11 protein-coding genes are annotated in these 11,897 nt (G+C 34.8%); 6 read left to right on the top strand and 5 right to left on the bottom strand.

The window, feature by feature from the left end; genetic code table 11:
* Positions 1-362: 362 nt before the first annotated feature.
* The 5 genes from thrS (at position 363) to rlmF (ending at position 4,709) form a co-directional block, all read left to right on the top strand.
* Complete coding sequence (gene thrS / locus EZM65_RS13010; RefSeq protein ID WP_136668985.1) at positions 363-2,309, top strand: threonine--tRNA ligase; 1,947 nt, start codon at positions 363-365, stop codon at positions 2,307-2,309.
* 16 nt (positions 2,310-2,325) lie between these two features.
* A complete protein-coding gene (gene infC / locus EZM65_RS13005; RefSeq protein ID WP_371683017.1) occupies positions 2,326-2,880 on the top strand; it encodes a translation initiation factor IF-3 in 555 nt (184 codons plus the stop codon).
* 153 nt (positions 2,881-3,033) lie between these two features.
* Complete coding sequence (gene rpmI, locus EZM65_RS13000) at positions 3,034-3,231, top strand: 50S ribosomal protein L35 (protein WP_014164268.1); 198 nt, start codon at positions 3,034-3,036, stop codon at positions 3,229-3,231.
* Positions 3,232-3,341: 110 nt separating this feature from the next.
* Positions 3,342-3,686 (top strand): 50S ribosomal protein L20, encoded by a 345-nt coding sequence (gene rplT / locus EZM65_RS12995; RefSeq protein ID WP_060382510.1) that lies wholly within the window; start codon positions 3,342-3,344, stop codon positions 3,684-3,686.
* A 111-nt stretch (positions 3,687-3,797) separates the two neighbouring features.
* A complete protein-coding gene (gene rlmF, locus EZM65_RS12990) occupies positions 3,798-4,709 on the top strand; it encodes a 23S rRNA (adenine(1618)-N(6))-methyltransferase RlmF (RefSeq protein WP_136668983.1) in 912 nt (303 codons plus the stop codon).
* Positions 4,710-4,932: 223 nt separating this feature from the next.
* Here the strand turns inward: rlmF and EZM65_RS12985 are convergent, their stop codons facing one another.
* The 5 genes from EZM65_RS12985 to EZM65_RS12965 all read right to left on the bottom strand — a co-directional run bounded on the left by EZM65_RS12985 (position 4,933) and on the right by EZM65_RS12965 (position 10,263).
* Entirely contained in the window at positions 4,933-5,127 is a 195-nt protein-coding gene (locus tag EZM65_RS12985; protein ID WP_136668982.1) for a hypothetical protein, read from the bottom strand.
* A gap of 258 nt (positions 5,128-5,385) precedes the next feature.
* The gene (locus tag EZM65_RS12980) at positions 5,386-5,583 is read right to left on the bottom strand and encodes a hypothetical protein (RefSeq protein WP_136668981.1); all 198 of its coding nucleotides are present in this window, start codon (positions 5,581-5,583) and stop codon (positions 5,386-5,388) included.
* Positions 5,584-5,871: 288 nt separating this feature from the next.
* A complete protein-coding gene (locus tag EZM65_RS12975; protein ID WP_136668980.1) occupies positions 5,872-6,783 on the bottom strand; it encodes a glutaminase in 912 nt (303 codons plus the stop codon).
* Between the two features lie 477 nt (positions 6,784-7,260).
* A complete protein-coding gene (locus tag EZM65_RS12970) occupies positions 7,261-8,895 on the bottom strand; it encodes a choice-of-anchor D domain-containing protein (RefSeq protein ID WP_136668979.1) in 1,635 nt (544 codons plus the stop codon).
* A 111-nt stretch (positions 8,896-9,006) separates the two neighbouring features.
* Positions 9,007-10,263: an asparagine synthetase B gene (locus EZM65_RS12965; protein WP_136668978.1), complete on the bottom strand. Its 1,257-nt coding sequence runs from the start codon at positions 10,261-10,263 to the stop codon at positions 9,007-9,009.
* A gap of 161 nt (positions 10,264-10,424) precedes the next feature.
* Here EZM65_RS12965 and EZM65_RS12960 point away from each other — a divergent pair, with 161 nt between their 5' ends.
* A complete protein-coding gene (locus EZM65_RS12960) occupies positions 10,425-11,870 on the top strand; it encodes a T9SS type A sorting domain-containing protein (protein WP_136668977.1) in 1,446 nt (481 codons plus the stop codon).
* Positions 11,871-11,897: the final 27 nt, after the last annotated feature.

The following is an 11,897-nucleotide window of genomic DNA, read 5'->3' as shown; positions in this document are numbered from 1 at the left end:
AGTTTCAGAGTCGCAAAGCGGCAAAGTTACTAAGTGGTTTTACTCTATTATATATATAGTATACCCGTATATATATAGTATACCCGCAAAAGTATCCTTTCTCTATACCGGGGGCTTGCGCGTGAGCGTCATTTCGGCTCCGCTCAATGGACTTAGAAAAGATATAGCGGAACACGTGGCCCGGAGGAACGGAGGGAAACGCCATTATCCGATTGTTGGATTCTTAGACTGCGGGATTGCTCAACCATAGATGAATTACTTCTATTATATATTAGTACACACTATTTACAGTAAAGAATATACCTATATATATTGTATGTGTTTTTCGAATCCTCTATATTTGCGGTCTTAAATTAACAATAATGATTAAGATTACTTTACCAGACGGTTCGGTTAGAGAGTACGTAAGTGGCGTCACTCCTATGGATGTGGCTAAATCTATCAGTGAAGGTTTAGCAAGAAATGTGATTTCGGCTTCTTTTAACAATGTTACAGTTGAAACCGAAACCCAATTGACAACCGATGGTACGCTTACATTATTTACATGGAATGATGCAGATGGTAAAAAAGCGTTCTGGCATTCGACTTCGCACGTAATGGCGCAGGCTCTTGAGGAATTATACCCGGGTATCAAATTAACGATTGGTCCGGCTATCGAAAGAGGATTTTATTACGATGTGGATTTTGGCGACAAAAAAATCACTGACGCTGATTTCAAGAAAATCGAAGACAGGGTTTTAGAGATTGCCCGCGAGAAACATGAATTCAAAATGCGTTCGGCTACAAAAGCAGAAGCACTGGAATTATATAAAGACAATGAGTTCAAAACGGAATTGATCCAGAATTTAGAGGACGGAACAATCACTTTTTGTGACCACTCTACTTTTACAGACTTATGCCGTGGAGGACATATCCCGAATACAGGAATCATCAAAGCGATGAAGATCCTATCGGTAGCAGGTGCTTACTGGAGAGGTGATGAAAAGAACAAGCAGCTGACACGTGTATACGGAATTTCGTTCCCGAAACAAAAAGACCTGACTGACCATTTAGAATTGTTGGAAGAAGCGAAACGCCGTGACCATCGAAAACTTGGAAAAGAACTGGACCTGTTCCATTTTTCACCTCGTGTGGGTCAGGGATTACCTTTATGGTTACCAAAAGGAGCCGCTTTACGTGACCGTTTGGAGCAATTCCTGAAAAAAGCACAAAAGAAAGCAGGATACGAGCAGGTTGTTTCTCCGCATATCGGACAAAAAGAATTATATGTGACTTCAGGTCACTATGCAAAATACGGAGCCGACAGTTTCCAACCTATTCATACACCGGCGGAAGGTGAAGAGTTTTTATTGAAACCGATGAACTGTCCGCACCACTGTGAAATTTACAACGCAAGACCTTGGTCTTATAAAGATTTACCGAAACGTTATGCAGAATTTGGTACTGTTTACCGTTATGAGCAATCGGGTGAATTACACGGATTGACACGCGTAAGAGGATTTACTCAGGATGACGCCCACTTATTCTGTACACCGGATCAGTTAGATCAGGAGTTCAAAAATGTTATTGACCTTGTATTATACGTATTTGGTTCATTAGGATTTGAAAACTTTACAGCACAGGTATCTGTTCGTGATTTAAGCAATCCTGATAAATATATAGGTAGCGTTGAAAACTGGGAAAAAGCAGAAAATGCAATCATCAGTGCTGCTAAAGATAAAGGATTAAATTATGTAATTGAAGCTGGTGAAGCAGCATTCTATGGCCCTAAGCTTGACTTCATGGTAAAAGATGCTTTGGGAAGAAGCTGGCAGCTGGGAACCATCCAGGTAGATTATAACTTACCGGAACGTTTTGATTTAACATATAAAGGAGCCGATAATGAATTACACCGTCCGGTAATGATTCACCGTGCCCCATTTGGATCAATGGAACGTTTCATTGCAATTTTACTGGAGCACACAGGCGGAAATTTCCCACTTTGGCTAATGCCGGAGCAGGCTATTATCCTGTCTTTGAGCGAGAAATATGAAAATTATGCGAAAAAAGTTTCAGATTTGCTGGAAATTCACGAAATTCGCGCCCTAATTGATAATCGGAATGAGACGATCGGAAAGAAAATCCGTGAAGCTGAAACGAAGAAGTTCCCGTTCATGCTGATTGTAGGAGAAGAAGAAGAGAAAAACGGTACAGTTTCTGTACGTCGTCACGGTCAGGAAGGAAAAGGAAATATTACAATTAAAATAGAAGATTTTGTTACCCTAGTAAATGAGGAAGTATCAAAATCCTTAAAGCAATTTGAAGTTTAACTAAAATTTTAAAGTTATCGCAATTAGAAACAACAGAGGATTTCAACCTCGAGTAGAAAAAAAAGACGAACACAGGATTAATCAATTCATCCGTGTTCCTGAAATTCGTTTAGTAGGCGACAATGTAGAACCTGGAGTCGTAAAAACTTCTGAAGCATTACGCTTGGCTGATGAGTTGGAGTTAGATTTAGTAGAGATTTCTCCTAATGCTGAGCCACCTGTATGTAAAATAATGGACTATAAAAAGTTCCTTTACGAACAGAAAAGACGCGAAAAGGAATTAAAAGCTAAATCAACTCAAATTGTTCTTAAAGAGATTCGTTTCGGACCTCAGACTGATGAGCACGATTACGAGTTTAAAAGGAAAAATGCTGAAAAATTCTTAAAAGACGGTGCTAAATTAAAAGCGTTCGTATTCTTTAAAGGACGTTCTATCATTTATAAAGAACAAGGACAAATCTTATTATTAAGATTGGCGCAGGACTTAGAAGAAGTAGGTAAAGTAGAAGCTATGCCTGTTCTTGAAGGTAAGAGAATGATTATGTTCATTACTCCTAAGAAAAAGAAATAGTTTAGCCATAAGCTATAAGCCATAAGCTATAAGCCATAAGCTATAAGCAGTAAGAATGCTTAAAGCCTGGAGCCTAAAGCTTACAGCAAAAGAGATTGCTTCGCAAGCTCGCAAAGACAGTAAGTAAGTTGAATTAAATAAATTTGGGAAATTATGCCTAAAATGAAAACTAAATCTAGTGCTAAGAAACGTTTTAAAGTTACTGGCTCTGGAAAAATTAAAAGAAAACACGCTTTTAAAAGTCACATTTTGACTAAAAAGTCTAAAAAACGTAAATTAGCGTTAACTCACTCTGCATTGGTTCACCAATCAGATGTGAAGAGTGTTAAAGAACAATTAAGAATTATCTAATTAGATACTCTTAAAAATTCTTTGGTTAAAACAATTAAATAACCCTGGGGTGGGCTTTTATAAGAGTCTGATAAAATTCAGAACGCCTTACTTCAAAAAAAGTAAAAATTATGCCAAGATCAGTAAATTCAGTTGCTAAAAGAGCAAGAAGAAAAAAGATAATGAAGCAAGCCAAAGGTTTCTTTGGTCGTAGAAAAAACGTTTGGACAGTTGCTAAGAATGCGGTTGAAAAAGCAATGTTATATGCTTACAGAGACCGTAAAGCTAAAAAGAGAAACTTCCGTTCTTTATGGATTATGCGTATTAACGCAGGAGCTCGTTTAGAAGGAATGTCATATTCTCAATTCATGGGTAAAGTTAAAGCTAACAACATCGAGTTAAACCGTAAAGTTTTAGCTGATTTAGCTATGAATCACCCGGAAGCTTTCAAAGCTATTCTTAACAAAGTAAAATAATAAACGTTTAACAATATATTTAACTTACTTATTTAAAAAGTCTCATTCGAAAGAGTGAGACTTTTTTTATCGGGCATTTTTAAATTACCTTTGAGTAGAAATTACATAGAAATGAAAAATAACCTAAATATCAATTCACTAAAGAGTTTACACCCAAGAAATAAACACAATGTAAATTATGATTTCGATGAATTACAGAAAAATCTTCCTGAATTAAAGGCCTTTGTTCATTTCAATAAGTTTGACAATCAAAGTATCGATTTTGCAAATCCCGATGCCGTAAGAGCTCTAAATAAATCCTTACTTAAGTATTTTTACAATATTGATTATTACGAATTACCAAAAACAAATCTTTGTCCACCCATACCAGGCCGCGCTGATTACATTCACTACATAGCTGATGTGCTGACAAAAAACAGCAATGAAAAAATACCAACTGGAAACCAAATTAAAATCCTTGACATTGGTACTGGTGCTAACTGCATTTATCCCATTATAGGCCATCAGGAATACGGATGGACTTTTGTAGGGACTGAAGTTGATAAACCTGCAGCTAAAACTGCCAATTTAATCATTGAAAACAATTCTGATTTAAAAGATTCTATTTCCATTCGTTTACAAGAAAGCAAGCGAAATATATTCAAAGGAATCATACAAACAAATGAACATTTTGACTTTACCATCTGCAATCCTCCTTTTCATAATTCAAAAGAAGAAGCTGCAAAAGGAACGCTGCGGAAATTGAAAAACTTAGGCAAAGAAACAACTGGTAAGCCCACATTAAACTTTGGAGGACAAAACAACGAACTTTGGTGTGAAGGCGGAGAACTTGCTTTTATTACCAACATGATTTACGAAAGTGTTCACTTTAAAACACAATGTAAATTCTTTTCCACTCTGGTTTCCAAAAAAGAAAACTTAAAGCCTTTCTTTACTGTATTGAAAAAAGTAAACGCTCAATTTGAAATAATTGAAATGAATCAGGGCAACAAAACTACCCGCATTTTACTTTGGAAATTTTAAAATCAGAAAGGTTATTAATAGCTTTTCTGATTATTCATTTTTTTATTGATTATCTATTTGAATTAAATTGAACAATACTTTCCTTACATTTAAAATTTGTTTCGGAAATAAATCAAAAGTATTTCCGGTTCAAATTAATTCAAAAAGAAAAAGCTAAAACCAATCCTTGTCTCCCCAAATGAATAAAGTTTTGGCATTAGCTTTTCAACTTATAACTATTTGATTAAAAATAGCAATATTCCTGAGGATGAACCGGAGATTCTTCAGGCACATAAGTCCAATAAGCACAAGACCCATCTTCATAATTGTATTCACAACAATAAGGTACCTTGTTAATATGCCCAGCTCCTGAAATCTTTTTTAATTCATCAGCCTTTAAAATTTGTGCATTCTCTAATTTCAGAATTGTCTTTTTCATTTTAGTTTCTTTTTTAATTTGGTTAACATCTCAAAATTTTACAGTCTCTTGAACTTTTTACTATTCGTAATAATTCACAAGACAAGAATAGTCCTGCGTATATTGTTATCCTAATAAAACTTCTTCATTTTACGCTATCAAAAGTGTAGTATATATACTAAATATGAATAAAACCCGTAAAATGATTTAGCGTTTTAAAGGTCGGAATACTATGCAAAAAGAAAAGTATTAATAAGTCAAGAGCTATAAATTATATCTTTAATTATAACAATATTGCTGTGGGTGTACCTCAGAAAAACGAGGTACTTGTATCATATAAATACATGTTCCGTCTTCATAATTATATTCACAACAATAATCTACCATATTACCGTTATAACCAGAACCACAAACTTGTTTTAGTTCGTTTGTCCCTAAGATTTCAACATTTTTTAATTTCAAAATTGTCTTTTTCATTTTAGTTTTTTTTTGATTTGTTTCTTTTCTCAAACATTTATAGTCAATTGAGCCTTTGACCGTAATTTTGTTCAAATTGTCATTATTGTAGTAATTTACTTATTAAAAGTAAAAATAAAAACTTATTACTTAAAAATTTTCAACTTAAAAATAGTCCCAGTTTTTCATATTATTGATTAAAAGAAAAAAATCTGATTAGAGTCATGAATTTCCAATCAGATAAAAAATAAAAACCGGATCTAATTATTATAATCATCCGGCTGAAAAAAAGTAACTATTTGACTTTTATTAAAATATCGACATGCCTGTTTTAGTGGTTAATTGTTCCAGAGCAAACATTCCTAATTCAGAATTTCCTTTTTCATTAAGTCTGGGTGACCAAGTAGCAACGACAAAGTTTTTAGGATATAAAGCAACAATACCTCCACCAATACCGCTTTTTCCGGGTAAACCAACTTTATAGGTAAACTCACCTGATTCATCATAAAACCCACACGTCTGCATAAGAGCATTTAACCTTTTAACCTGACTTGTTGTTAGGACAGGCATTCCTTTTTTGGTCTTTCCTTCATTGGCAAAAAAATAAAACGAATGAGCTAATTCCTGACATGTCATTTCAATTGAGCATTGATGATAATAAAAATCAAGCACCTCTTCAACCTCATTTTTAATATTTCCAAAAGATTTCAGAAAATTACATAAGGCTGCATTTCTAAAACCTGTTTCTTTTTCTGATTTTGCCACTTTAAAATTATAATTTATGTCCGGATAACCTGAAACTTCCCTGATAAATTGAAGGAATTCGGCTTTAGGATTTTCAAGTCTGGATATGAGCATATCAGCAATTACCAAAGCACCGGCATTTATGAACGGGTTTCTTGGAATACCTTTTTCGTATTCCAGCTGCACCAACGAGTTAAAAGGATTTCCAGAAGGTTCGACTCCTACTCTTTCCCAGACTTTTTCATCATAAAAACTAAAAGCTAAGGCTGTGGTTAAAGCTTTTGAAACCGATTGAATGGAAAACTTCTCCAAATGATCGCCAATTCCAAACTCATTATTATTCAAAATGATTAAATGTATCCCGAACTTTTCCGGATCAATTCCAGCCAATTCTGGTATAGATATAGCCACATTACCAATTTTAGGTTGCAGCTTAGATTCATTATATATTTGATTTAAAACTTCATTGTAATTCATGGAATAAAAATAATAAAAAAGCTCAAACCCTGATTAGGTTTGAGCTTTACAATTTTAAATTTGTAATGATTAAGCGAAGTAAATTATACTAAGACAAATTACAAGCGAAATAATATACAATACATCTTTATAAGTAATTTTAAAATCTGAATTTTGATTCATGTAAACTAAAAATTTGGTTTGCATACATAAAACATAATTTGAACAAATTTATTGTTTCCAAATCAAGTTTTTTGATGTTTTTTCTTAGCTGTGGGGAAAAGAATGTTGTTTACCATCAATCTGTATTACACAAAATGAAGGTGTGGATCATTTTTCCCTATTCAGGTATAGTTGTTGCAACAATCTCTCCTTTGGGACGTTAGATTCATTTCCTGCAAATGGCTTTGCAATTTATATCATTCAAACTCCATCCATTAAACCCAAAAGAAAAGGCCGTGATTTCCCACGACCTTTATTGAATTCAATAGCTGTACTTTATCTTTTAATTATTCTGCTTGTTACAGCACCTTTAGCAGAAGCTATTTTAAACAAATATGTTCCTGCTTGTAATTTTTCGATATTAACTGTGTTTATTGTATTATTCAGTTTTTGATCTAACACTATTTTTCCTGTAATATCCAACACCTGCAATGTACTTTCATTTCCTTGTTCCAATTCAACAGTCACAATATTTACAGTCGGATTAGGGTAAATCATTGGCTTTGCATTGATTTCAAAATCATTTGTTGACAAAGTCCCGACCGTTATACAAGAAGAGATTACCGTACAATCCCCAAAAGCAATTTCTACTTTATAATCTCCAGCTATTACAGGTGTATACGATTGATTCGTTTCTCCTGAAAGCAATGTATTTGGACATTGGTACCATTGATATGTAGCTCCGCTCTGATTTGCCGTCAAAATTTCTAAAGCCAACGAAACGGTATCATCTACTAAAGTCCCTGTTCCCTGAAGTACAAAATCATATGTAGCTTCATTACAATCGTTTGAAGTAAACGTCACTGTGGCTACACTTACTCCTGAGGCAGACGGATTAAATGTTATCTCAAAAGTAGTTGAACCACCAGCAGTTACTGACAAAGACGGATTTGTTGTTACAGAAAAATCGGCAGCATTTGCTCCTGACAAAGTTGGATTAGCCAATGTCAAGTTAGAAGTACCCGTATTTTGGATTGTAAACGTTCTTACAATGGTTCCTGAACAAACCAACTGGCTACCAAAATCTGTATGATCTGTCAATGAAGGGCTCACATCTCCATCAACAATAGAATTCGTGTTTCCCAGTACATTTACTTCAGGATCAACACCTGTTCCCTGAATTGTAAAATCGTAAACCACTTCATTGCAATCATTTGTAGTAAATGCAACCGTAGCATTTCTTGCTCCAGAAGCAGATGGGTTGAAGGTTATTTGAAAAGTAGTTGAGCCACCGGCAGTTACTGTTGAGGATGGATTTCCTGTCACAGTATAATCGGCAGCATGTGTTCCTGAAATCGTTGGGTTCGCTAATGTTAAATTAGATGTACCCGTATTTTGGATTGTAAACGTTTTCGAAATACTTCCGGAACAAACGGATTGATTTCCGAAATTCGAATTATCCGTCAAAGATGGAGAAGCATCACCATCAACAATAGAACTCCCGTTTCCTTGTACATTCACTTCAGGATCAACACCTGTTCCCTGAATTGAAAAATCATAAGATGCTTCATCTGAATCATTATTACTTATTGTAATTCTTGCCGTTCTTAAACCCGTTCCAGAAGGATCAAAAGTCACTCTAAATATCGTTGTTCCGGACACAGCAACAGGAGAAGCAGGAGAGCTAGTCACTGTAAATTCCGATGCGTTTGTCCCTGAGATGACTACTGAAGAAACTGTTAAATTATCTGTTCCCGTATTTTCAATCGTAAAAGTCCGCAATATGCTTCCGGAACAAACCGATTGATTACCAAAATCAGTATGATCAGTTACTGATGGAGAAGAATCTCCGTCGGTAATAGTTGTTCCGTTTCCTTTTACATTTATTTCTTGTGTCTGAGCAATAGCTAATTTTGTAGAAAATGATATCAATACAAAAGCGATTCTTTTGAGGAGTAATTTTGTTGTCATCTTTGATTTTAAAAAATTTGTCACAAAGATGATTCATTTATTTTGCTTCTCAAAAATATTGAGAATGATCCTTCAGAAAAATAATAAAGACAAATAACTCATATTCTAAAGCTACGTTTTTTGATGCTTTTTCTTAGCTGCAGGGAAAAGGATGTTGTTTAAGATTAGCCTAAAACCAGGTGAATTAGGATGTAAATTCAAATCTGTAGGTTCATCCCCTACCCTATGTTGGTAATCTTCAGGATCGTGGCCGCCATAAAACGTAAAAAATCCCTTCCCTTTTTGAGCATGTATATAACGAGCTTCACCATTAATTTGACATTCCCCCATAACTAATACATTTGATTTAATCAATTCTCTACTGAAAGAAGTTGTTTGCCCCATAAAACCTTTAATAAGTGCTGTATGGTTTTGACAAAGCATGCTAGGAATTACATCCCATTTTGCAGAGTATTCCGCGAGTGTAAAATAGTCTTTTTCAAAAGGAACGCCTCTTCTTTCTGTCATATCTATATTGGAAAACTCATATTTTTCAGGTCTGCGTTCCAAAATAAAATCTTTGAAAGCAAAAGTTTTCTCATAATCGATTTTCGACTGGTAATTATTTTCGCTGGGATCATTATCAAACATCGTTTCACAAATATCGACACCATCTGCGGAAAGCGCTATATCAAAACTATCTGTAGCACTGCACATTGCGAACATAAATCCTCCTCCAACAACAAAATCTTTTATCTTTTTTGCTACTGCGAGTTTCTCCAGTGACACTTTTTCAAAACCTAATTTATGAGCCAGTATTTCAGAATCCTTTTTTTGCTCTATATACCAAGGCATATTTTTATACATCCCATAAAATTTCCCGTACTGACCGGTAAAATCTTCATGATGCAAATGAAGCCAGTCGTAAAGCAACAGCTGATCACTCAGTACTTCTTCATCATAAACTACTTTAAAGGGAATTTCAGCATAAGTCAGAACCATGGTAACTGCATCATCCCAGGGTTGTTTTCCCTGCGGTGAATACACAGCTACTTTAGGAGCTTTTTCCAAAGCTACAGTTTCCATATTTTGAGAAGGCGAAGCTATTTCTGCCAGTAACTGCTGCACTTCCCCGTCAGACAGTACTTCAAAACCAACTCCACGTATTTGACATTCTTTTCTGATTTCCTGTGCATCCGGCAATAAAAAAGACCCACCTCTATAATTTAATAACCAACTCCCCTTGTATCCTTTATCTAAAACCCAATAGGTAATTCCATATGCCTTAAGATGATTACGCTGGGATGTTTCATCCATAGGCAGCAACAAAGAACTGGCTGATAATGGCTTACAGATAAACAGAAATAGTAAAATAAAAAAATGCTTCATCTTTCAAAAAATCACAAACAGTATTCCAAATGTAAAACATTAAATGCAAAAAACTGTTAATTAACACTTAATCAATAAAAAAAGTCATTTATCGATTATATAATGCTCGATGTAAGAAAAACAATTAACTTAATTGTTGAAAATCAAACAAATAACACACTATGAAAAACTACATTACTTATTTACGTTTATTTGTCATATTGCTTTCAACTGTTTGTTATTCACAACATGAAGAAAAAAGCACTATTACAAATTTTAAAAAATTAGCTCCGATATTCGGGAAGACGGATTCTAAGAAAGTAAATGTTAATAGATTAGCACCAACAATCAGCCCCTCCAATCAATCAATCTGTACTGGTCAGGCTATAACTGACATTACGGCATCACCATCAATCAATAGTCCTTCAGTTTTAGACTGTCAGACAGGAAGTTTAGGTTCAGTAAACTTAATTAATAATGGTATTTTTTTTGATATTACTAATTCAGGATCAGTCCCTGTACGTATAAACGGATTTCAATTTATCAGTATCACTGCGTCAACTACAACTTCAAATTCAATTGTCCCATTTAGTTTTTACAAAACTACTTCGGCAAGCACTTCTCAGGGCAATTATACAGACAACAGTGCCTGGACCAGTTTAGGGACTTACAACTGGGAATTACCTCCATCATCCGCTCAAGATAGTTATTTACATGAAATTTTTCTTAACGACAACGGATTTACATTAGCTCCGGGGTTATCTGTCGGTTTTTATATAGTATGTGGGAACACAAATGGCAGTGGCTTCAGATTAGCATATAAAACCGGAACAACAGATGGATCATCAGTAGCTGACAGTAATTTAACTGTTACCAATAGAGTAAGAGGAACTGGCTTATTCCAAACTGACAATGCTCCAAGAGGTTTTTATGGAAAAATATTATACAACACAGATACTTTTGGTTATTGGACAAGGAATAACACAACAAATGTTACAAGCTCTACATATGCAGGAGACGCATCTTCCGGAGATGCACCATTTCCTATTACAGGAAGTCTAACTAACGAAACTTCATCAACACAAGTTGTAACCTACACCGTAATCTCGTATGATGTAAATGGAGTAAAAGACGTTCAATCTATCTATGTTAACGTTGAACCAATGCCGGATAATAGTCTAAGTCAAAACGGCAACACATTAACTGCAAATCAAGCGGGTGCAAGTTATCAATGGTTTGCCTGTGAACCAACAGAAACTTTAATACCCGGTGCGACATCGCAAAGTTACACACCTCCTTCCGGGTCAATAGGATACAAAGTCAGAATTACTCTTGGTCCTTGTGAAATAGATTCAAATTGTACAGCAACACTCGGCAATAACGACTTTGGTTTGAGTGAAAAAATAAAAATTTATCCTATTCCTTCCAGAGGCTATTTTAATATCAACTCTGAAATAGATTTAAAAGCAAACTTATATAATCAGTTAGGACAAAAAATAAAAGAAATTGATATCACTGCCAATTCACACCTAACTATCAGTACTGAAGGTTTAAACAGCGGATTGTATTTCATAAACGGAATAACCGAAGATAACAGGTCAGTATCCAAAAAGATAGTAATTGAATAGTAATCAAAAAGAGGCAGTTTTTTAGAC

The sequence above is a fragment of the Flavobacterium sp. H122 genome (genome assembly GCF_004959765.1).
Classification (GTDB): domain Bacteria; phylum Bacteroidota; class Bacteroidia; order Flavobacteriales; family Flavobacteriaceae; genus Flavobacterium.
The sequence above is the reverse complement of the archived record's forward strand: the minus strand, read 5'-3'. Positions and strand labels throughout refer to the sequence as shown.

Excerpts from the sequence above, each read along its gene's own strand:
- EZM65_RS12985 (WP_136668982.1), bottom strand. The coding sequence starts at position 5,127 with ATGAAAAAGACAATTCTGAAATTAGAGAATGCACAAATTTTAAAGGCT.
- rlmF (WP_136668983.1), top strand. The coding sequence starts at position 3,798 with ATGAAAAATAACCTAAATATCAATTCACTAAAGAGTTTACACCCAAGA.
- EZM65_RS12960 (WP_136668977.1), top strand. The coding sequence starts at position 10,425 with ATGAAAAACTACATTACTTATTTACGTTTATTTGTCATATTGCTTTCA.
- rpmI (WP_014164268.1), top strand. The coding sequence starts at position 3,034 with ATGCCTAAAATGAAAACTAAATCTAGTGCTAAGAAACGTTTTAAAGTT.
- EZM65_RS12980 (WP_136668981.1), bottom strand. The coding sequence starts at position 5,583 with ATGAAAAAGACAATTTTGAAATTAAAAAATGTTGAAATCTTAGGGACA.
- thrS (WP_136668985.1), top strand. The coding sequence starts at position 363 with ATGATTAAGATTACTTTACCAGACGGTTCGGTTAGAGAGTACGTAAGT.
- rplT (WP_060382510.1), top strand. The coding sequence starts at position 3,342 with ATGCCAAGATCAGTAAATTCAGTTGCTAAAAGAGCAAGAAGAAAAAAG.
- EZM65_RS12970 (WP_136668979.1), bottom strand. The coding sequence starts at position 8,895 with ATGACAACAAAATTACTCCTCAAAAGAATCGCTTTTGTATTGATATCA.
- EZM65_RS12965 (WP_136668978.1), bottom strand. The coding sequence starts at position 10,263 with ATGAAGCATTTTTTTATTTTACTATTTCTGTTTATCTGTAAGCCATTA.
- EZM65_RS12975 (WP_136668980.1), bottom strand. The coding sequence starts at position 6,783 with ATGAATTACAATGAAGTTTTAAATCAAATATATAATGAATCTAAGCTG.